The sequence below is a fragment of the Bacteroides sp. MSSM.1001136sp1_RTP21357st2_D2_RTP21359_211015 genome, assembly GCF_040913205.1.
Lineage (GTDB): Bacteria > Bacteroidota > Bacteroidia > Bacteroidales > Bacteroidaceae > Bacteroides > Bacteroides ovatus.
Window position 1 is genome coordinate 53,442 of the sequence record NZ_JBDFVF010000004.1, and the last position, 24,412, is coordinate 77,853.

Consider the following 24,412-nt stretch of genomic DNA (forward strand, 5'->3'; position numbering starts at 1 on the left):
ATCTTATTTGTTAAAATCATAAGCAACAGGTGCTGTATTTAATAACGGGTCACGGGTACTTTCCACTTCCGGATAAGAAAATGCCCATACATTATCATCAGAGGTATTCGAATGTACGTAATCTCCTTCCGCCAACGGAGTATGAGTAGCTCGTACCGCCAGTTTGGCTCCGTCGGACTGGCGGGGACTGTCAGAACTGAATGCCGCCTGAAGAGTGTTCTTGTTTATCGTATAATAGTAAGCATACCATCTGTTGCTGTCCCATTCGTCACTGCGCACCTGTTCTCCTTCATCACCTTCGGTCATAATAACCAACTCGTTATTGATAAAGTCGGTCACCCACTTTGTGTCGTAAAGCGAACGGCGTACCAGCGTAGGCCACCAAAGGCCTTCCATAAAGAACTCTACACGAAACTCTCTCAACAAATCATTACGGGTGAGATAGTTGGTGTCATAGTAGGTCAGTTCGCCACTCTCTATCTCCATCTTGTAGCCGCGTTTCCGGACATCGTCGTAATATTTCAAGGCATCCCGGTCGGTCAGCTCATCACTGGTGCCCATGCAAGCCTCCACATACAACAAGTACACTTCTGCAAGGCGCAACATCGGTGTGCAGAAACCGGAGTTCCCGGCAATAGCGATATTATTCGTGTCTTCAGCACTACCCACTACCTGTTTCTTGAAGGCAACTTTTCTGTTCGTTTCTAATCCGGCAGCTTTCTGTCCGCCTTTATATCCGGCAGCCCAACCACCATCCACCAAATGTGTACCGATATAGTCATAGAACTCTCCCGGACAAAGCACATTACCACGCAGACGGGAACGTCCGCCGGAATTAATCAGCATACGCAGGCAGTCGTAAGATACATAAGAGGAGTTATAGGCACTCAAACCGTTCAGCAATTCTGTGTAAGAGCACAAACCGCTTCCGTTGCTGTTACCCATTCCGTAGGAGTCGACACCTTGCAGCGGTTGCAAAGCAAACAATACCTCTTTGCAATTATTGTTCTGTACCCGGAAGATTTCTTCATATTCTTCCATCAATCCATATCTGTTCTGAGCAAGAATCACTTCTCCGGCAGCCTCCTTGGCCAAATCATAAAGAATGTCAGCCAAGTCGTGAGAACCGCTGGCTTCATAATAATCCATAGTAGCCTGTGTACAGTGTCCGCCACGCGCATACGCTGCCAGCGTTACATAATAGCGTGCCAGTAGTCCCAAAGCCGAATAGCGAGTCACACGACCGTCCGCGTCGGCAAGCGGCAACCACTCCGCAGCGTACTCCAAGTCGCGGATACCGTAGCGAATCACATCCTCGAAGCGTGTGGGAGCCATATTGAAAGCTTCCGTATGAGCAATTGGATTCTCCATAATGGGCACATCGTGCCAGTAGGAAGCCAAATAGTAATAAGCCGCCGCCCGCATGAAACGTGCTTCTCCCTCGCAAGCATTCGCTTGTGCTTCACTGAAATGTTGGCGTCCCTGTGGTGCATAATCGTTAATGATGTAGTCTGCCTGCGTAACAACAATGTAAAGTGAATTCCACGCATCGGCAAGTCCGGGTGTATTGGGTTTGTCGGTAAAGAGGCAATAAGGAGCATAACCTGTCTCGTTGTTGTTGTCACCATAGATATTGTTTCCGCGTGCATCTCCCATCGCAAACAGACGGGTACTGTGAAAACCAAACCAAGGTTTCATATAAAGATAAGCTGTTGCCAAACGCAGCTCGTCATAAGTAGTAAAGGATTTGTCCATTTCTTTTTGGTTGGTGGCACTTACTTGCAAGAAGTCATTGCAGGAAGTGAGGCTTGCCATCGCAACCATTCCACAAACCACTGATAATATAATATTCTTTTTCATGGAAGTTTTCTATTTAAAAGGTTAAATCAATACCAAATGTATAAATACGGGGAGAAGGACAACGTCCCGTATCCACTCCGTACATCAGCATACTCTGACCGGAATAAGAATATTGCGCCTGTGTAGAGCCAATCTCCGGATCGTAACCGTCATAGCCTGTGAATGTATATACATTTTTAATATTCGCATAAATGCGCGCATTCTCTATCTTCAGTTTTTTCAACCAATTCTTCGGTAACGTATATCCCAAAGCGATATTCTGTATACGCAAGAAAGAAGCATCCTCCACATAACGGCTACTGATGCGGTCGTTATCATTGGCATCATTAACAGACATACGGCACAAACCGTTAGAGCCGGGCAATATATACATATTCCAGACATCGGTATTATCCGAATTTCCATCAAGGTATCCCAAACGGGCATGGTTGGCAACGGACGCGTGTACATTACCACTCGAATTGGGGTTAGTAATACGACGGGACAAATAGTTCATCGCTTTGTTTCCATACGAACCATATAAGAATATAGTCAAATCGAAATTCTTATAATTAAAGGTATTATTAATGCCATAGGTAAATTTAGGCAACGGACTTCCCAAGAATGTCTGATCTTTTTCGTCAATCACTCCGTCATTATTCAGATCCTCAAAAATATAATCGCCAATATAAATTTGTTTGATAAGGCTACCTTTATCCGTACCCGAGTTAACCACCTGTTCACCTACCCGCAATACTGGAGTAGCAATCTTTACCGTGCTAGTTCCATCACCATTATCTATCAAATAATCGGAAGCGCTATTGATGCGGCCGATTGCCTTATAGCCATAGAACTGGCTGACAGGCTTTCCGACTGCAGTGCGGGTAATCACTTCCGTCTGACCACTATTTTGATAAGTCTTGTCGATAAAGGCATTCTCTGTATTCATACTTGCTACCTTGTTACGGTTCAAACTGAATGTAACATTTGTACGCCACTGAAAATCCCTATTGGATATATTTACCGTGTTCAATGTAAATTCAAAACCTTTATTCTCCATGGAGCCTATATTCGCCCATTGAGCTGTTGCAGCACCATTGCCCGTAGTTCCCATATATCCCGGATAATCTTGTTGCAACAAGAGGTTTCTTGTCTTTTTGATATATGCATCCAGAATAAACTCGACGCGGTTATTAAAAAAGTTCAGGTCGATACCTGCATTCCAGGAACGGGTACTCTCCCATGTCAAATCGGAATTAGCAATATTGGCGGTCTGCAAACTCGTCCCCCAGATAGACTGCACATACGTTCCCATCCGTTGGTAAGCAAATGCACTGACATTGGAATTACCGACTTCACCATAACTCAAACGCAACTTGAAGTTATTAACCACATCTTTCAGCGGACGCCAGAATGACTCTTCGGAAAGACGCCATGCCACAGCTACTGATGGGAATGTCCCCCACTGATTTCCTTTGGCAAAACGGGATGTTCCGTCGCGCCGTACCGTAGCCGTTAACTGGTAACGGTTGTCGTAACTATAAAACAGACGACTGAAATAAGAGAGGTATGTTGTCTTGCTTGCCCTTCCACTATTGGTGGCATACGCAGCATCACCCGCATCCAAGTCTGTCAGCAGATTATCACCATGTGTACGTTTTCCCTGAAGATAATCTGAACTTCTGGAAGTCATCTCATGTCCTAACATCAAACTCGTCTTGTGCTTACGTTTGAACGTCTTCTCCATCGTCACTACATTCTTCCATCCCCAGTAAAGCCCGTAGTTTTTGGAGTGTTCATTAGTAGGATAAGGATTCTTTGAGTATCCCAATTCATATTGGGGAAGGAAATATTGATAATTATCGATATTGCCATCTGCCGTAAAATCAGTACGGTAAGTCAGCCATTTCCATGGATTGATTTTCATGAAAAGATTGGCACGAGCACCTCCCTTTTCATTATTACGCTGTGTTAATGCCGCCAACGCCACCGGATTACTGTAATTGCTTAAATTCTGCTGGTCGTCCTCTTCCGGTCCGGAAAAGTTACCATTCTTATCACGTACGGGAACATCCGGTGCCTGATAAAGTGCATTGGGAATGATAGACCAGCTAGCCATGCCTGTACCTTGCTTGGTATAAGAAACATTCACCGTACCTCCGAAACGAACCTTAGGAGTAACCTGTATCTCTGTTCCCATACGGAAGGTGTAACGCTCAAAATCCGAACCGATGCAAATACCGTCCTGCCCCAAATATCCGCCGGACAGATTATAGCTGACCGTTTTTGTACCGCCACGAATTGACAGGTTATAGTTCTGCAACAGAGCATTGCGGAATATCTCATCCTGCCAGTTAGTACCGTCACCTAAAGTTTCAGGATGACTAAACGCATCTTTCACCCTGCTGGCATTTATAAGAGCATATAGTTCATTATAGTGACGGGCATAGTCACGCAAATTCATCATGTCGATTGTTTTCGGTATTTCCTGATTTCCCACAGAGGCTTGGAAGTTAATTCGAGGCTTGCCTGTTACACCAGCTTTCATCGTAATCAATATGACCCCATTAGCCGCCTGTGCACCATAAATGGCAGTAGCCGAAGCATCTTTCAAGATCTCAATGCTTTCAATATCAGCTGGATTAATACCTGCCATAGCATTACTTGTATTCGAGCCTGTTTCACCGGAGATAATAACTCCGTCTACTACATAAATAGGTTCATTGGTACTGTTTAATGAATTCACACCACGAATCTGAATAGATGTACCTCCACCCGGAACACCGGAATTCTGCGTCATCTGCAATCCTGCCGCACGTCCTTGCAACGCCTGGTCAATGGTAGAAGCCATTGATTCTTCTATGGACTTGGCATTGATGGAAACGACCGATCCTGTCAAGTCCGAACGTTTCATAGAGCCGTATCCTACAGCTACCACCTCGTCCAACATATTCTCATCATTCTCCATCGTGATATCCAGCTTACCGCCTTTCGTCACTTTCCGTTGAATGGTCTTCATTCCGATATATGAGAATACAAGGGTAGAACCTGATGCTATATTTAGTGTATAAATACCATTCACATCAGTAGTAGCACCTTTACTAGTACCTTTCACTTGAATACTAACACCTATCAAAGGTTCTCCGGCATCATCAACCACTTTACCGGTAACAGTAATGTCTCCTTCAGAGACAGCATGTGGAAGAGGAGAAAATGCACCTCCGGTCGCATAAACAGGAGTGACTGCAAAAACCATAATAACCGAACATAATCCGGCTAGCAGCACACATCTTGAAAAATAATTGTTCTTCATATATATTACATTTATAAAATATTGCTTTATAATTTCACACCCATATTTAGCAAATGTCCGACACAAAAGTATGAACTTACATTCTACTACACTATTTGAAATGTAACATCAAGTTACACATACGTTTATTCGCTTTTTAAATACGTTTCAATTTGTTTTGAATTTGAAATAAACAGTGGTAACACTCATTTTTGGTAATACTAATTCGACAAATGGATCAGTGTTTTTCAGCTCCTGATACCAACTTTCTTTTTGAGTATCAGTCTGTATTACTTTCCTTATGGAGGATACCTCCTTACTGCCAATATTCTTCAACCTGACCGTTTTCTCCTCCTGTTCGGAGTAATTGACTAAAACGACAGCTATCTGATATTCATCAGGGTCTTGAAAAGCAACTACCTCCACCTCTTTTAGTTCATAATCCACTCCGATCCGCCGCCAACCCGGCTTGACGTACTTTGTAAAGTGCTTAAGCCCATAGAACTCACTCCTTACCACATAGCCTTTTTCCGTCGTCCAGCGAGAACTACTCCAAGGCCACTCGACAGCGATGCAACCGTCACCCCCCTTTTTTAATTCATCAGCATCTGCATATCCCCATAATAGTGCCCAGTGCAAATAAACAGTGGCATTTGCATAACGGAAGGAGTTTGATATAAAATGTGCAATATTCACAGCATCTTCGGGAACAGCAGGATGATAAGAACAGTTCTCCGTCATCATAATTGATTTGTTGCCAACTTGCCGGGCTATGTTTTGAAATTCAGTTTTAAAAGCATGGGCGGAAGAATAACGGTCGTTATCTTTATAATCGGAAGTCTTACCACCATGATAACAATGGAAAGCAGCAGCATCCAATAGGTCAGGATTCAAGTCTCTGTAATAGTTACTAAAAGTACCATAGCCAATTCCAAGCACTTCCGGGCCGATTAACTTGGGACGGTCAGACACCTCTTTGAATGCTTCATAAGTGGCGTCCAATGCTTTCCCGTAATTCGCTTTTTGGGAGTCGTCGATACCGTAGCCTAAGCGGATTTTGGTTCCTGCACTGTTATCCCCATCCGGCTCATTCATCATGCTCAAGTAATCCGGTGACATATCTGCTTCCTGATAAGCTTTTAATGTCATGCGACACCATTCACCAAATTCTTTATACATGTACTTCCCTTCATTATTTCTTTTAAGTGTCGCTCCCTTTTCTTTCGGCCTATCTATCAAATCGGGTGCTACCAGCCAATTAGACATCATTACAGAGAAATTGCTACGCCCCAGTCTTTGAGTTGCTGCATCCATTATCTCTTTTTGCTGTTTAAGAATATCGGGATTCTCACCCGATATCTTCTTTTCGTACCAGTTTCCTATACGAATCATGGAAATCTCCAAATCTTTGAAAATCAGATCAAACAATTCTTTTTTATTGGGGTGTTGACAATACCAATTCTCATAATTGGCTATCCCGCCGCCAATCCCTTCCACTGTCTGATATTGATCGGAAGAATTTAATTGAATAACCGTTGCATTATCAGCATGATCCCCATCTTGGATCGTACCAGATTCCGTATTTTCCTCTGACGATGAACTCTCTTCCGAGCATCCAGATAAACCGATTACCAATAAAGTAATCCATAAAAGCCTGTTCATACAACTTTGTGTTTTCATGCATTCATTATTAAAATATAGGAAAAGGAGTCAAGAGTAAAATACAAGATTGTACTTTTGCATCTGTCGATTCTTTAGATTGCCCTCAACCAGCACAAAATTACAATCTTGTATTTCAAAACGTTTGGTAAAATGTAACGTAAAGTTAGTTATATGTATAACGCAGTTTTAAATTTGTATCATTCGCCTTTATTTCTGATAGACGCAGCATATTCCGAAGGAGATACTCCATAGAACTTCTTAAAAACAGTCGCAAAATTAGCCTGACTATCAAAGCCTACCGCATCCGCTATTTCTGAAATATTCAGCTTCCCTTCCTGAAGTAGTGCTGCCGCTTTCTTCATCCGTAGATTCCGGATAAAGACAGATGTTGAAACTCCTGTAATATCTTTCATTTTACGATGAAGCTGTACACGACTCAATCCGACTTCCCTGGCAAGCATTTCTACATTGAATTCCGAATCATCCAGAAACTTATTCATCACATTCATAACCCGTTCCATCAATCGTTCATCTCCGGATTTATTTTCAGCAATTTCAATCTTTCCCACCTGATCCCTGACACCAGAGAACTTTCCTTTCAATAACAATCTTGTCTCAATCAGATTCTTGATATGTACTCTCAACTCTTCAACGACAAACGGTTTTCCTAAATATGCATCCGCACCTTTACTTAATCCTTCAATACGGTCTTTATATTCCGCTTTTGAAGTCAACAGGATAAACGGTATATGACTCACATTCGGATTGTTGCGAATCGTTTTCAAAAGTGAGATACCATCCATTTCAGGCATCACGACATCAGAAATTATAAGATCCGGTTGTTGTTTCAGAATGGTTTGCAAACCCTCTTTCCCGTTACGGCAAATGTATACCTTGTATTGCAAGCTCAATTCCGCCTCCAGGAAACGAAGAATCTCGTCGTCGTCATCTACGATCACAATCCTATAATTCGCTTTATGGTTTCTTGTCTTAGCCGTTTCTTCTTCACTTTCTTGAGAAAGCCCCAAGACAGAAGGGACTCTTGAGGTAGTTTTGTTTTCCGCATCCACCCATTCGGATTTCTTCAAATGATCTTTCCCATAAGGAATATGAATAATGAAACGACTTCCTTGTGCATCTTGCCGGTTACAAGCATTGATAGTGCCGTGATGCAATTTAACTATCATCCGGCACAGATTCAGTCCTATACCAAAACCGATACTTCCATTGAAACCATTGGAAGGTGCCTGATAAAAACGTTCGAATATCTTTTCCAGTTTATTGGCGTCAATGCCGGATCCGCTGTCAATCACTTCAATCTCAATAAAATGCTGCAAATCTCCAACAGTAAGTTCATTCACCTTCTCGCGCAGGCTGATTTTTATTTCACCTCCATCCGGCGTATATTTAAAAGCATTCGACAGCAGGTTTACCAATACTTTATCAAAATTATTAGGATCAATCCACGCCGGAAGCTCCTCCTGTTCATAATCAAAACACAAGTTTATGTTCCTTTTCTCCGCCTGATAAGTAAATAAAGAGATTAATTCTTTGATATAATCCACCATGTCCGTTTCAACGCAATGAATATTCAATTGCCCTTTTTCAATTTTACGCATATCAAGCAACTGATTCATCAGATTAATAATACGATTCGCATTCTTCTGCATCAGACGCAGCATCTTCATCGTATCGGCATCATAGTCTCTCTTTAACAAATTCTCCAACGGACTCACAATCAAAGTCATTGGAGAGCGAATCTCATGCGAGAGATTGATAAAAAGTTTGATTCTCTCTTCATTCATTTCTTTCTGGTGCCGGCGACGAACACTCAAATAAATCTGGAATGCAACAGCAAGCAATATCAACGCATAGCAGACATAAGCCAGAGACGAACGCCACCACGGTGCCGCAATATCAATCCGTATCACCTTCACAGGGGTATACTGCCCGTTCTCACAGGCACGTATTTCAAATGTATACTTACCGGAATTTAAATGATTGTATGTAATCTGATTGATTCCCAATTGAGTAGAGGTCCAGTTCTTTTCATACTCTCTGATACGATATTCATAGAAAATATTTCCAGAATTACGATAATCCAATGTGGAAAACTCAAGCGTAAACGTGTTGTCTTCATAAGCCAGGCTGATTTTGTCGGCACGTGTTACAAAAGTGTCCAAAATGGGTTTTCCACCGGATTTACTTTTAGCGGTCACTGCTTCTCCTCCCAAATAAAGATTGGATAATATCACAGTCGACTTCCCTTTTTGCGCAGTGACGCTATCCGGATGAAAAGTCGTTATTCCCTTCACACCTCCCAAATAGATAAGGCCATTCATTGACTGGTAGCTGGCACCAATAGTATACTCATTATCCACCAATCCACGTTCGGAATAATAGGAAGCAATCTTATTCTCTGCGACTTTTATCAGGTTAATGCCTTTCAGGGTACTACACCAGATATTCCCCCTCTCATCTTCTGCCAACCCATATACAAAATTATTAGAAAGTCCGTCTTCTTCATCATAGTAATGAAATTCTTTTGTTCCGGGATGATAGCACATAAGTCCCTTATTCGTTCCCGCCCAAATATTTCCACGTACGTCTTCCAATAATGAGTAAGTGATGAAATTACCCAACGATTGACTCAATACAGGGGTAAATTTTTCCGTTACAGGATCGAAATAATCCACTCCATTACAGTGGCCTATCCACAATCTTTCCCGGGAATCAAGAAGTAGAGTATAAATCCAATTGTTCCTTAACCCACCGGAGGAACTTTGATATTCCGTGACTGTTTGAGTGGGCAGGTGATATCGTATGAATCCGGAACCGAATAAAGAAAGATATAGGTTCCCTTTATCATCACCTGTGATCTTCTTTATATCCTTCAATTTAATTTCCGGTAACATAAAACGTACGTTCCCTTTGGCATCCTGCATATAAAGCCCGGAATAATAGCCTCCAAACCACAAATTACCACTATAATCCTTATAGATGGATGAAACCGTTTTACCTGAAAACAAATGATCGGTTATATTTCCTTCCGAAGTAATTTTAAACACTCCTTCGCCTTCCACACCGCTAACGATATGTCCATCATCATCTTTATACAAGGCAGTTATCACACCAGCCTGCGGATATTCACGGGTAGGAACACTCCAAAAATGGAAAGGTGTAGATTCTTTAGACACCATAACCATTCCTCTATGATAACATCCTATCCATAAGTTTTGGTTATGATCTTCATAAATAGCACGTATTTTAGCATTATTGACATCAATAAAAGGGAGAGTGATCACCTCGGAACGGAGTTCTTTCAAATCGGGTTGAATAACCTTCAGTCCTTTGCCAAAGGTTGCCAAATAACGTGTCCCTTTTTGACTTACGAGTATGGAACGTGCCGGCAGCCACGATTCATTATGTTCTATTTTGGTAAAGCGGTCATTCTCTCTATCATAATAATAAGCAGTAGTACCCGTGGAAAGGAGAAAATTTCCCGAATGGTCCTCGGCCATTCCGGAAATTGTAGAACCGCCATCTAAAACTGCCCGTGTGTATATCTTACTCGTTCGTGTAGAAGGATCATATCGAAGTAAACCGGTACCGTTTACTCCAATCCAGATGCTCCCATGACGGTCTTCATATATGACTCCATAATGAGCATGTTCGGATACATCAGGAATATCTGTCATTTGCTCACCTGTTCCTGTATCTTTCCGAATACGGAATATTCCTCTTCCGGAAGATCCAACCCATATTTCGCCCGAACGCAATTGAGTGATACACATGATATGGAAAGATGAGCTTTCTTCAAACTTAATTGTCCGAAATGCATTTTCTTCCGGAACATAATATTGTAATCCGCCAATACCTCCCACCCATAACGTGCCTTCATTATCGAGCATCAAGGCTTTTACAGAGTTATCGGATAACGAGGTGCTATCCTTGGGATTATTATAATAATGAGTAAATTGTATGCCATTGAATTTATTAAGGCCATAATCTGTCCCGATCCAGATAAACCCATCTTTATCCTGGCAAATGGAAGTAATCAGATCGCAAGTTAATTGTTTGGAATCATAGAACAATGTATTCTCGGCGACCACCTGTACAATTCCCCCAAAAAATACAATCATCAACAGTAATAGTCTTTTCATAGCAAACAGTCCTTTCTTTATGCAAAGAAAGTAATTCTTTTCAAAATCAGACTATTTAATTCGTTTCATTTGTTTTTAAATTTAGTCCCCTTTGCACCAAAAGAAGAATGAAACATATACAAAAACTATTGAAACACAGATTTTTTATCTCTCCGAAAAGATATCCTAACTTTGCCAATAGAAAATAAATCAGCTATTAACCTCTAAAAGAAAATAACATGAAAAAGTATTTAGTAGCAGCATTAGTTGCATGTCTGGGAATCTTAAGTGTCAATGCACAAGTAGACAAGACTATCGAAGTCAGTCAATGCGAAGCCAATAATAAACTGACAGTAGAAGGGCAGACCTTAATTTCCACCGGTTATGGAAACTTGGTATTTCCTGAAAATGATTACACTAATTACACCGGAATAAACTTTGAAGCGACCAACTTCGAAAAATTAGATGAAAATGCCACAAATGCCATCTGTTCATTAAAAATAGAATATACCCAAGATGGTGAAACGGTAAAAGTTTCTATGGGATTTTATACCCAAGGCAAGAAGAAGGTGCAATTCAGTGCTTTTAAAGATGAAAAAGCCGGTAAAATTGCAATTGATCCAAGTTCTATTACCAAAGTTTCCATTGGGATGGGAAAAAACAAAAAAGTAGATATCAATAATATAGTTTTAGTTGCTAAAAAGTAACATAGATCAGTATATCTGCTAGTTGCTTAAATAATAACTGCCGGTGCTTGTAAAAAGAAGCCGGCAGTTATTATTTTATCCTGTGGAACATACACCATATATATTAGTAACATTAATATGGAAAGAAGTTACTTCCAAGGTAGATTTCAGAAACAGTTTTTTGCCTTTTGTATTGGGAAATGAGCTACCTTTGCTACAAATCCATATAATATGAACAGAAACACTTTTTTTGTATTATTCCTATTAATAAGCAACCTTGTTTCAGGACAGGACCTGAAACTGTGGTATAGTCAACCTGCACAAAATTGGTCGGAAGCTCTCCCTATTGGTAACTCCCGTCTTGGAGCCATGGTATATGGCGGAATCGAACGCGAAGAATTACAACTCAACGAAGAAACATTTTGGGCAGGTTCTCCATACAATAATAATAACCCGAATGCCGTACATGTGCTACCGGTTGTACGCAAACTGATTTTTGAAGGGAGAAACAAGGAAGCGCAAAGACTCATTGACGCCAACTTCTTAACCCAGCAACACGGAATGAGCTATCTGACATTAGGTAGTCTTTACCTGGAATTTCCGGAACACCAAAACGGATCCGGCTTTTACCGCGATCTGAATCTGGAGAATGCAACGACAACTACCCGTTATCAAGTGGATGACGTCACTTATACCCGCACCACTTTTGCTTCATTTACTGATAATGTCATTATTATGCATATCAAAGCAAGTAAAGCAAACGCACTGAACTTTACTATTGCATATAACTGTCCTCTAGTACATAAGGTGAATGTTCAGAACGATCAGCTGACCGTCACCTGTCAAGGGAAAGAGCAGGAAGGTTTGAAAGCCGCACTACGGGCAGAATGTCAAATCCAGGTAAAAACGAATGGCACTCTCCGCCCGGCAGGAAATACGCTCCAAATAAATGAAGGAACAGAAGCCACCCTTTATATATCGGCAGCAACCAACTACGTAAACTACCAGGATGTCAGCGCCGATGAATCCCACCGAACCAGCGAATATCTGAAAAGAGCAATGCAAATACCTTACGAAAAAGCTCTCAAAAGCCATATCGCTTATTATAAAAAACAATTTGACCGTGTACGCCTTACATTACCGGCAGGCAAAGCTTCCCAACTGGAGACTCCCAAACGAATTGAAAACTTCGGAAATGGGGAAGACATGGCAATGGCAGCTCTACTTTTCCATTATGGACGTTATCTGCTGATTTCTTCTTCGCAACCGGGTGGGCAACCGGCTAATCTGCAAGGTATATGGAATAACAGTACTCATGCACCCTGGGATAGCAAATACACCATCAATATCAATACAGAAATGAACTATTGGCCGGCAGAAGTCACTAATTTAAGTGAAACACATAGTCCGTTATTCTCTATGTTGAAAGATTTATCCGTCACAGGAGCAGAAACAGCCCGAACCATGTATGATTGTCGGGGATGGGTGGCACATCATAACACTGACTTATGGAGAATCTGTGGTGTAGTCGATTTTGCAGCAGCCGGCATGTGGCCTAGCGGCGGCGCATGGTTAGCTCAACATATCTGGCAACATTACCTCTTTACAGGAAATAAAGAGTTCCTGAAAGAGTATTATCCCATCCTGAAAGGAACAGCGCAGTTCTACATGGATTTCTTGGTAGAACATCCAGTGTATAAATGGTTGGTAGTGTCGCCTTCTGTGTCGCCGGAACACGGTCCCATCACGGCCGGTTGCACAATGGACAATCAGATTGCCTTTGATGCACTGCATAATACCTTATTGGCTTCATACATCGCAGGTGAAGCCCCCTCTTTCCAAGACTCCCTCAAACAAACACTAGAGAAGTTGCCACCTATGCAAATAGGAAAACATAACCAACTACAAGAATGGCTTGAAGATGTTGACAATCCCAAAGACGAGCACCGTCATATTTCACATTTGTACGGGCTATATCCGAGTAATCAAATTTCTCCATACTCAAATCCCGAGTTATTCCAGGCAGCAAGAAACACATTGCTTCAACGCGGTGATAAAGCTACCGGTTGGAGTATCGGCTGGAAAGTCAATTTCTGGGCACGTATGCTGGATGGAAACCATGCCTTCCAAATCATTAAAAATATGATTCAACTATTGCCCAACGAAAACTTGGCTAAAGAATATCCGAACGGGCGTACCTATCCCAATATGCTGGATGCCCATCCGCCTTTCCAGATTGACGGTAATTTCGGTTATACAGCCGGAGTAGCGGAAATGTTGCTCCAAAGTCATGACGGTGCCGTACATTTATTGCCGGCATTGCCTGATGCATGGGAAGAAGGAAGTGTGAAGGGGCTGGTGGCACGTGGAAACTTTACTGTTGATATGGACTGGAAAAACAATGTGTTAAATAAAGCGATCATCCGGTCGAATATAGGCGGTACGCTCCGCATCCGGTCTTATGTTCCCCTGAAAGGGAAAGGCTTAAAACAAGTAAACGGGAAAGAGTGCTCAAATAGATTATTCGCCACCACTCCTATCAAGCAACCTCTTGTAGCCAAAGGAGTAAGTGCGCAGTCTCCCAAACTGCAGAAGGTTTACGAATATGACATCGAAACAAAAGCCGGTAAAAGCTATATTGTAAATACAATGAAAGGAAAACAATAATACATAAGGAGAGGTTAATCTTTTCTCATGTTACATTTTTCACAAACGATGTTACAACATCCGATTGTACTCCCGGAGCCTAATGAAAATATTCATTTTTTATTAGGTTATATTTAGGTTTTTAGTTTTCTTTGTACAACAAACAACGATCTATAACTATGAAAAATGTATTCACTTTTCTATTATTATTGTTTTCTTTGTTATGCAACGGGCAATCTCCTAAGTTATTCACTACTGACAAAGAACTCTCCAGTAGTCTGATTAATCAAATATATCAAGACCGGAACGGTTTCATTTGGATTGCAACAGAAGATGGTCTGAACCGTTATGACGGTGCTAAATTTACCATATACAAACATGAGCCCAATAATGAACATTCGTTAGCCCACAATTTTGTTCGTACTGTTTTTGAGGACAGCAAAGGTCATTTGTTTATCGGTACATATATGGGAATTCAAATGTATGATCCGGCTACAGACAATTTTACCCCACTTGCAATAAGGGAAGACAATGGAGAAATATTTGAAAGCAATATTGTTTCCTTTATCGAAAGGAGAAATGGAGAAATATGGGTATCCGGAAATATGTTGTGCAGGTTGAATATCAAAGATTACCTGTTGACTGTTCAAAAAATTGATATCCCCATGACATCAACAGGATTTATGATTGAAGACAAGAAACAGAATGTCTGGATAGCAAAAGACGAAGAAGGAGTATATCGTCTTGATTCTAATAACCAACTTACTTTATATTTATCTAAAGACAACGGATATGTCAAAAGTATATGTGAAGATTCACGTGGGAATATTTATGTAGGAAGTATGAGAAAAGGACTATTCGTCTATAACAAAAGACAAGACTCCTTTATACCTATTGATTTTAAAGAAAAGAGAGAACTTCCTATCTGTTTCCTCTATTCCGGACCGCAAAATGAATTATATATCGGAACTGATGGTAAAGGTATGAGTGTCTACAATAACCAAACTCATGAAATCTCCGAATACAATTTTGACAACAACTATTTTGATTCAAAAAATTCAAAAATACATTCTATCCTAAAAGACAATTCCGGTAACTTATGGTTGGCTGTTTATCAGAAAGGAGTCATGCAGATACCTGCCCGAACAAACAGTTTCAAGTATATAGGACATAAATCCATGGATAAAAACATGATCGGTTCCAGTTGTATAACCTCATTCTGCAAAGACAACAACGGTATGTTATGGGTTGGAACAGACAATGACGGAATTTATGCCCTGACAGAAAAGTTAGAACCGGCTAAACATTTCTCGCATACTAATCACCCTAATTCTGTGCCTTCAACAGTTATAAAACTATATGAAGATTCCGAGTACAACATTTGGGTCGGCTCCTTTATCAACGGTATGGGAAAATTGAACAAACAGACAGGATCATGCGATTACCAATACAAACTGGTAGATAAGAACAACAACTATATACAACGTGTATATGATTTCGTAGAAGATAAAAACAAGCGTCTTTGGATTGCGACAATGGGATTCGGTTTGTTCTACTATGACCTGAAAACGAAAGAATTTACATCCGTACAATCTCAGACATCTCTAATCAACGAATGGATAGGTTGCCTGCACTATTCCGATGATAATAAACTGTATGTCGGAACTTATGACGGCGTCAACTGTATAGACCTTGACAGTCCTGATTTTCAAAGTCATAAGATACTCTCACAAAATGTTATTTATTCAATCTTTGAAGATGCCGACGGAGTTGTCTGGTTGGGCAGTTCCGAAGGATTATCCGGTTGGAATAAAAAAACGAAAGAACTAACCACTTATACTACTGCAGACGGATTGCCCAGTAATACAATATATGCCATACAAGGAGATGGAAAAGATTTTCTTTGGATAAGCACCAATGCCGGAATTTCCCAATTCCAAAAGAAAAACAACAAATTTATCAATTATTATGTCAGCGACGGATTACAGGGAAATGAGTTCTACAAGAATGCCTCCTTCAAAGATAAACAAGGTATTATCTGGTTTGGCGGAATGAATGGCATCACCTATTTCAATCCGCAAGACATTATCAATCCGGCAAAAACATGGAATATCCGGATTACCGACTTTTTCCTGCATAACAATCCGGTTAGAAAAGGAATGAAATCCGGTATTCACAATATTATCAACTGCCCTGTATTCAACGCAAAAGAGTTTTATCTATCCCATAAAGACAATGTGTTCAGTATCGAGTTTGCCACTCTGGAATTAAATGCCCCCGAACACATCAACTACCTTTATTCTATCAACGATGAAAAATGGATTAGTTTGCCCAAAGGTGTAAACCGTATCTCATTCAGCAATCTGAAACCCGGTACCTATAACTTTAAAATCAGAGCAAAAGACAACACCGTGTATTCAAATATAAAAGAAATTACCATCTTTATATCTCCTGCATGGTATGCTTCATGGTGGGCCAAAGTTATCTACTCCTTATTATTACTGACCATTATATTTATCATTATTCTTCAGATCAGACATCGGTACAGAATGCATCAGGAAATGCTGCAACATATCCATGCCGAACAAATCAATGAAGCAAAATTGCAGTTCTTTATCAACATCTCTCATGAGATACGCACTCCGATGTCTCTAATCATCAGCCCTCTACAGAAACTGATTAAGAATGAGGAGAACAATGAACGCCTGAAAATATATCATATTATCTACAGAAATGCGGAACGTATTCTGAATCTTGTTAATCAACTAATGGATATTCGGAAAATTGATAAAGGGCAAATGTTCCTGATGTTCCGGGAGACCAATATTATTCCTTTTATAGAGGATTTATGTACAACGTTCGGTCAACAGGCAAATACAAAAAATATCCGGCTACAACTTCACAGTACGCTCCGGGAACTGAATGTATGGGTAGACACAGGTAATTTTGATAAGATTATCCTGAATATTCTGTCTAATGCCTTCAAGTTTACTCCTGAAAAAGGAAACATAGATATTACCATCCGTACGGGAGAAGACAATACACTGCCCGATCCCTTGAAACAATATGCCGAAATAATTATCGCGGATACCGGAACAGGCATCGATGAACAGGAAAAAGAACATATCTTCGAACGTTTCTATCAGATCCGTAACAGCCAACAGAATCCGAAAGGCGGAACAGGAATAGGATTACATCTTACTCGTTCATTAGTGGAATTACATCATGGAATTATCTATGTAGAAAATAATAAAGAACAACTGGGTTGCCGTTTTATTATCCGATTACCGTTGGGTAACAAGCATCTACGACCTGAAGAAGTTGACAACAATGAGCAAAAGGTAACAGTAGCCGTACCAACTGTTCCTGTCATCTCTCCCATTATAGAAAATGAGGAAGAAAAGAAAGTCAGGGTAAAAACTAAATATCGCGTATTAATTGTAGAAGACGACGAAGAAATCCGAAATTATATAGCGAAGGAGTTTGGGGACAAATTTCATATCATGGAAAGCCGTAATGGTAAAGAAGCATTAGAGCAAATATTTAAAAAGACTCCGGATTTAGTCATTAGTGACATCATGATGCCCGAAATGGACGGACTTACCTTATGCCGGAAGATCAAGCAGAATGTAAACCTCAACCATATCCCAGTCATTTTGCTTACTGCGAAAACGAGGGAAGAAGACAACCTTGAAGGTCTGAATACAGGAGCCGACGCCTATATCATGAAGCCATTCAATATCGAAATTCTACAAAAGACGGTAGAAAATCTGATTAATACACGGCAGCAGTTACGCAAAGTATTTACAGGCCAGCAAAATCTGGAGAACAAGGTTCAGAAACTGGAAGTGAAATCACCCGATGAGAAATTGATGGAACGTATTATGAAAGTGATCAATGAAAACATCGGTAACCCTAACTTGACAATAGAGACAATCACCACCGAAGTAGGTATCAGCCGCGTACATCTTCACAGGAAACTCAAGGAGCTCACCAACCAGACAACCCGTGACTTTATACGTAATATACGTTTAAAAGAAGCCGCTCGTTTATTGTCCGAAAAACAGCATACCATATCCGAGATAGCCATGTTAACAGGATTCACTGATCCTAATAATTTCTCGACAACATTCAAAGAATTGTATGGAATGCCGCCTTCAATGTATATGAAAGAGCAGTTGAGCAAAAAAGAAGAGTAACCCAACTGCTCTCTAGCATGTTTATCTGTTAAACTTGTACCAATCAAAGTTAAACAGTTTGCAGCCTTTACGTCCTTTGAATACAAAATAAATATCTTGTATTCCTGTGACCGGTTTTACAATATCAGCCTGCAATGTTTTCCAGCATTCCCAACCTCCCGTTGAAGGAATAGTCAGTTCCGCAATTAATGGTCCGCTTATACTGTCTGTACGTACTTCAAGTGTCCCGCCACGAAGGGCACTGGCAACGGTAGCAGTGAACCGTTTGGGGGATTTATTGCCGAAATCCACTTCACGTACCTTTATATAATCTCCATTATGAATTTCAGATATATATATACCGGTTTTCACATTTGGTTCGGACTTCACACCTTCAGAAAAAGCGATTGTTTCAGCTTCCACCCTTTCGTAAGGATTGAGCGTACCTACTGGTGACACCCCTTCCCGGGTAGCATTAATAATCGGGAAAGTGCTGTCAGCGTTATACTTAAATTGCTCCACCGCCGCACTTCGCCCGAAGCCTCCACCACCCGGCAACTTACCCGTATGATAGAAGAAATAAGAATTGCCTTTATAGTCTATCACTCCACAATGGTTAGTAAACGAGCCCGTATCTTGTAAAGGCATGATTTCTCCCATATACTTCCACGGGCCAAGAGGTCCGTCACTCATGGAATAGGCAATATGTTCGGGTACACCTCCGGCAGCATAAAGAAGATAGTATTTTCCTTCCCGTTTATGAAGCCATGGACCTTCTGTATAAGTATCTTTATACTTAACACCTTTGACACGCTTTTCCGGATTGGGTGCACCAAAGCTCTCAACAGTCTGTTCCAGTTTGCCCACTTCACCTTTCAAAGAAATCATATCTTCATTCAATTCTGCATAATAGATATTCGGATTTCCCCAATACAGATAAGCACGACCGTCATCATCTATATATACGGTAGGATCTATATAATCCCAGCTCCCGTCATGAAGGGGTTTACCGATGGCATCCTTAAAAGGACCGACAGGCGTATCACCGACTGCCACACCAATCGCCATGGTATTGGTCAGTTTAGAGTGCAAACAGACATACCAATAAAATTTGCCATTACGCTCGATGCACTGTGCCGCCCAGGCACGGTCGTCCGCCCAAGCAAATGATTCAATAGCAAGAGGAGAACCATGGTCAGTCCAGTTCACCATATCTTTGGTAGAATACACGCGCCATTCCTGCATCCAGAAAAAATCAGCCTTATCTTCATCATGTCCCGTATAGACATACAATGTGCCATCATGCACCATAGGGGCAGGATCTGAAGTATAGCAAGTTTGTACAATCGGATTTTGCGCAGATAAATGATATGGCAATATCCCTAAAAACAGCAATACTGCCGCAGCTTGTTTAAGTTTCATATTCATATTATTTAATGTTTAAACAGGTTTGGAAGAAACTCTTTCAGGCAACGTCTCCAAGTCAACCATTCATGTCCCGTACCTTTTGATTCATAATAATCGACTTTGATTCCCAATTCGCAGAGTGATTCTACCATTTTCTTTGTTCCCATTTGTTCTTCCGTACCACAACCAAGAAAGAAATAATTCACTCTTTTATTGAACCCGTCCGCATCGGAAAATACTCCGTTAAAACAAGTTTTCATATCCAATCCGAAAATTGCTCCGCTAAAACTCCCTATATAAGAGAACTTGTCAAGGTGGGGCAGTGTAGTATTGAAAGTCTGGTGTCCTCCCCACGACAATCCTGCCATTGCACGATGTTCGCGGTCGGTCTTGGTGCGGAACGTACGATCTATCATAGGTATCAAGTCTTTCAGGATAACATCATAAAAAGTTGCGCCATACAGAGCCCGCTCTTCATTTATATCCTTTCCGAGACGCGGCCGGAACGGAGCTTCCACATCTCCGCTATCCATCACTACCAACATCGGCACGCACTTGCCGGATGCAATCAAATTATCCATAATATGATTCATACGTCCTTGTGTACTCCAGCCGGTTTCATCTTCTCCCATACCATGCTGCAAATATAGTACCGGATAACGCTTCTTCGGATAAGTTTCATACTCTGCCGGCGTATATACCATACACCGACGAAACTCTTTTTGTGTTTCCGAATAATACGTACAGGAACGAACTTGCCCGTGAGGTACTTGTTGAGGACGATAATAATTCCCCTCTTCACCTTCAGGGATTTCAATACCACTTGCCACACGGCAACAACCGAAGAACGTGTAGCTGGAAGGATCTGTTACCGACACTCCGTCTGCTATCAGGAAATAATAATGGAATCCTACAGGTAAAGGGTCGGTCGTTGCCGTCCAGAGTCCTCCGGCATCTTTCCACATATCATACTTCTTTCCGCAACAATCCACTTGTAGCTTGCTAGCCTGCGGAGCATAAAAACGAAAATGAGCACGCCCCTCTTTATCCACCCGGGGATAGTCATATCCCGGAATATTAGTGGATGCCGGTTCGGTAGTAATTCCGGAGTTTGGTTCTTTCTCCAACAAAAAGAGTCGTTTCTCGGCATACCGCACTCCCAATTTTCTGTATCCTTCTGCCGTGAAATGCAAATTATCTTCTGCGGCAGGACAGCCCGAAGAAGGAATCACGTACGCAGTCGGAATCGCTTGCGGCAGCGTATTGATTATCTCATTCATGCTTGCACATCTGCCATTCTGGTCGGCATGCACCACTTCTCCCGCCAGTAAGGGAACATCCTTTGCCTGAAGATTCAAATCCCTCAACAGATTCTCATAGACTCTCTTTACTTTTTGAGGCCACTCTTTATCACCGGTATTAGACTCGCCTTGATGCAAGAGGATACCTTTAATCACACCGACTTTCTGTGCTTCTACAGCCAATTCTTTTAGTCTACGGTAAGGATTATTACTATACGCTTTCGCGGTATTTTTCAGCCATTCCGGTTGAGAGGCAATATGCTCTTCGCAATTCTCCTCATCAAACAGTTCAATCCTGCAACCACCTACAGCTACATTGATGACACCTACCTTAATATTATCAGGCAGCCTTTCCACTAACGTACGTCCGAAATAATCGGCCGGTGTTAACCCTGTATGGCAACGTACCAACGGAGGAACAGCCTTATACCACTGTCCTTTGACGCGTCCCAAAGACGGACAATCAACAGCTGCCATCATCAGAAAACGTTCATTGACATTGCACGTATCCTGGGCCTCGATCTTTGCATTCCCTTCCATATTGGATTGTCCCAGACAAAGATAAATATGGAAATTCGGGTCTTGTGCAAAGGCAAATATGCCTGCACATAATAAACAACATAAGACAATAATCTTCTTCATTTGCGTATCTATATCATAAATATTAATTAATGCGTAACCTTGCGATAAGGACTTTCCTGAAGATTCAATCGACTGACTTCATCACTACCACAATCAATTATAATTTTATGCAATACAATAGCAGGGCTTAACGGACGAATAATTAATGCATGTATTCCTTCTTTCAGATTAACATTGGAAAAATCCACCACCGACTCTATCAACCGCGCAGCACCGGCGGGATACATCTTCGTATAACAATTAGCCCAAGTCATCTCTGAATTGTAATTTACTATTTGTTCTTTACCACCATCCAAACTGATAGCATAACTATGCCCTCCTTTTATAAAAGGCAAAGTACTATCCAAGATTAATCTTACACGTATATTTTTCATCTCTGAATTAAGCTTCATGCGATATGTCAATGAAGCTCCTGTTACAGGTTGCGTATAGGGCATCAACGACAAACCAGAAAGAGTACGTCCCAAGTCAGGAATAACTGTCCACTCCGTCTTATTCCCTTGTGTACATTCTGCAAAACGTTCCGCTTCCATTACTACCACCCCGCCTTTCTCCTTATACTCATATCCTCCCGGCTTATATGCAGAGACATCCACTCTTATGATTTCGGGCATTATATTTCCTCCTTTAGGCTCATCCCAGCTTGTATAACCGATGTGCGTCTGATCCATTAAATGATTCCATTTACCATCAGCTATATTGTTATTATAGTCATAGCAAAGTTCCGCATCATACCTGAAACAATACTCCACTCTATCTGCCCATTCATTGGCACGTGGATCGCCCGCAGATGCTAACTTATGATTCATAGCAACCGCATAATACATCTCATAAAGGTTTGCCATGGCCTGAACAGGAAAAAGAATGAGTTCTTTATATGTATCCTTCAATTCTTCCGGTAAAGTCATAAACTGACGATAGGCATGCGCCTCCAAAGCAAGAAATTCATCTGTTACAGCCTTAAATTCTCCACTGGAAAGATTATAAGTTTGGCTATCCAACATTTCTGCAGTTACGCGAGCAGCATATTTACAATACAGATTTAAGATGCGAGCGGCTTCTACTGCATAGTTATCCCCAAACTGTTGTTTACAGAAACTACAAGTATATTCCTGTAAATTATCAGCCGTAAGGTGTCCAGGATTCCATGCCATATTCAAGAAAAAATCAACAGGAAATTCATTCGGTTTCAAGTCACCCACATTTAGAATCCACATTTTATCCACACCATAAGAATAAGTCAAATATAATTGTTCCCACATATGCTGGATCTGTGTCATATTCAGCCATTGATAGGCACGTGGTGCTCCATGTAAATCTACATGATAATACATACCATATCCACCAGGATGCCGTTTATCCTTTAAATCTGGTAAACGACGTACATTCCCCCAATTATCATCACAAAGCAAAATCATGACATCATCAGGTATTTTCATTCCCTTATCATAATATTCCAGCACTTCACTATAAAGTGCCCACAATTGTGGAGTCTTACAAGCAGGTTTACCTGTTACATCTGCTATTATTTTACGCTGTCCTTTTACGATTTCCTCCAATAGATGCGTATCTGTATCGGGTCCCATCGGAGCATCACCGTCACCACGCATAGCGATAGTAATTACTTCTTCCTTTCCATTCATTCGCTTGATACCCTCACGGAAAAAACGTTCTACTCCCTCTTTATTCCTCTGATAGTTCCACTCACCATACAACTTACGATTACGGGCATATTCCTGATGATTACGTGCCATCGGTTCGTGATGGGAAGTCCCGATTATAATCCCCATTTCATCAGCTAAAGGACTATTCATCGGATCATCTGCATAAAATGCTGCACTCCACATGGCCGGCCATAGAAAATTAGCTTTCAAACGGAGGAGAAGTTCGTAGACATGCACATACATCTTACTGTTAAATCCTCCGAACTTTTCAGTTGTCCAACCTCCCATACAAGGCCATTCATCATTAATGAAAATGCCACGGTATTTTACAGCCGGTTCACCATCAGTATAAACACCTTCTTTAATATAAACAGCCTGATGCCTTACCGGCGGAACATCAAGCCACCAGTACCAAGGAGAAATACCTATTTGTTTTGACAATTCATAAATACCATAAATCGTTCCACGCTTATCACTTCCAGCAATCAGCAACACATCTCCCTGTAAACCTTCCAAAGGAGCATGAAGAGTGGTGATTATATATTTTTCATTCTTACCTCTCAATTCTTTACCATCCAGTTTTCCTGTTTTTACTAATTGACGTATAAGTGGGCTTTTGTCAAACGAACCTATGATAATACGCACTTCTTTTCCCGCAATATTCGATAATTCGGGTTTTACAGTAGTCACTTTTTCAAAATCCGTTTGTAAATTACGCACCGCTAACAGCACCCCACGATGTTCTGCATCATCACACCAAATAGAGAACGATCTGTTTTGTGGTGTAACCAAAGGTAACTTGGCATCCGCTGATATAAAAGTGACAAATGGTTCCGCAGCATTCAAAACAGATACACATAAGAATAGAAATATAATTATTATCCGACTCAAAAACATGTTCTTCATTATTTTCTAGTTACATACTGTCCTAAAAACAATTATCCGCAAGATAC

General features: G+C 41.0%; 10 protein-coding genes. 3 read left to right on the forward strand and 7 right to left on the reverse strand.

Annotated elements, in window-relative coordinates; genetic code table 11:
• Positions 1 to 3 precede the first annotated feature (3 nt).
• The 4 genes from AB5217_RS04380 to AB5217_RS04395 form a co-directional block, all read right to left on the reverse strand.
• The gene (locus AB5217_RS04380; RefSeq protein ID WP_004299682.1) at positions 4 to 1,860 is read right to left on the reverse strand and encodes a RagB/SusD family nutrient uptake outer membrane protein; all 1,857 of its coding nucleotides are present in this window, start codon (positions 1,858 to 1,860) and stop codon (positions 4 to 6) included.
• A gap of 13 nt (positions 1,861 to 1,873) precedes the next feature.
• Positions 1,874 to 5,152: a SusC/RagA family TonB-linked outer membrane protein gene (locus AB5217_RS04385; protein ID WP_032846752.1), complete on the reverse strand. Its 3,279-nt coding sequence runs from the start codon at positions 5,150 to 5,152 to the stop codon at positions 1,874 to 1,876.
• Between the two features lie 147 nt (positions 5,153 to 5,299).
• On the reverse strand, positions 5,300 to 6,811 hold the full coding sequence (locus AB5217_RS04390; protein ID WP_032846751.1) for a glycoside hydrolase family 30 beta sandwich domain-containing protein: 1,512 nt from the start codon (positions 6,809 to 6,811) through the stop codon (positions 5,300 to 5,302).
• Positions 6,812 to 6,990: 179 nt separating this feature from the next.
• Positions 6,991 to 10,956, reverse strand: a complete 3,966-nt coding sequence (locus tag AB5217_RS04395; RefSeq protein WP_032846750.1) for a two-component regulator propeller domain-containing protein — start codon at positions 10,954 to 10,956, stop codon at positions 6,991 to 6,993.
• Positions 10,957 to 11,174: 218 nt separating this feature from the next.
• On the opposite strand from AB5217_RS04395, the gene AB5217_RS04400 reads away from it, so the two are divergent.
• From AB5217_RS04400 to AB5217_RS04410, 3 genes are all read left to right on the forward strand, one after another.
• Positions 11,175 to 11,642: a hypothetical protein gene (locus tag AB5217_RS04400; RefSeq protein WP_032846749.1), complete on the forward strand. Its 468-nt coding sequence runs from the start codon at positions 11,175 to 11,177 to the stop codon at positions 11,640 to 11,642.
• A 210-nt stretch (positions 11,643 to 11,852) separates the two neighbouring features.
• Positions 11,853 to 14,288, forward strand: a complete 2,436-nt coding sequence (locus AB5217_RS04405) for a glycosyl hydrolase family 95 catalytic domain-containing protein (protein ID WP_032846747.1) — start codon at positions 11,853 to 11,855, stop codon at positions 14,286 to 14,288.
• Positions 14,289 to 14,446: 158 nt separating this feature from the next.
• A complete protein-coding gene (locus AB5217_RS04410; protein WP_070782501.1) occupies positions 14,447 to 18,466 on the forward strand; it encodes a two-component regulator propeller domain-containing protein in 4,020 nt (1,339 codons plus the stop codon).
• A gap of 21 nt (positions 18,467 to 18,487) precedes the next feature.
• Here AB5217_RS04410 and AB5217_RS04415 read toward each other — a convergent pair whose 3' ends face one another.
• Genes AB5217_RS04415 through AB5217_RS04425 form a run of 3 tightly spaced genes read right to left on the reverse strand, consistent with a single transcriptional unit; the run spans position 18,488 to position 24,365 of the window.
• Positions 18,488 to 19,873 (reverse strand): glycoside hydrolase family 43 protein, encoded by a 1,386-nt coding sequence (locus AB5217_RS04415; RefSeq protein WP_070782500.1) that lies wholly within the window; start codon positions 19,871 to 19,873, stop codon positions 18,488 to 18,490.
• Positions 19,874 to 19,878: 5 nt separating this feature from the next.
• A complete protein-coding gene (locus tag AB5217_RS04420; protein ID WP_070782499.1) occupies positions 19,879 to 21,795 on the reverse strand; it encodes a sialate O-acetylesterase in 1,917 nt (638 codons plus the stop codon).
• A 26-nt stretch (positions 21,796 to 21,821) separates the two neighbouring features.
• Positions 21,822 to 24,365, reverse strand: a complete 2,544-nt coding sequence (locus tag AB5217_RS04425; RefSeq protein WP_070782498.1) for a glycosyl hydrolase 115 family protein — start codon at positions 24,363 to 24,365, stop codon at positions 21,822 to 21,824.
• Positions 24,366 to 24,412: the final 47 nt, after the last annotated feature.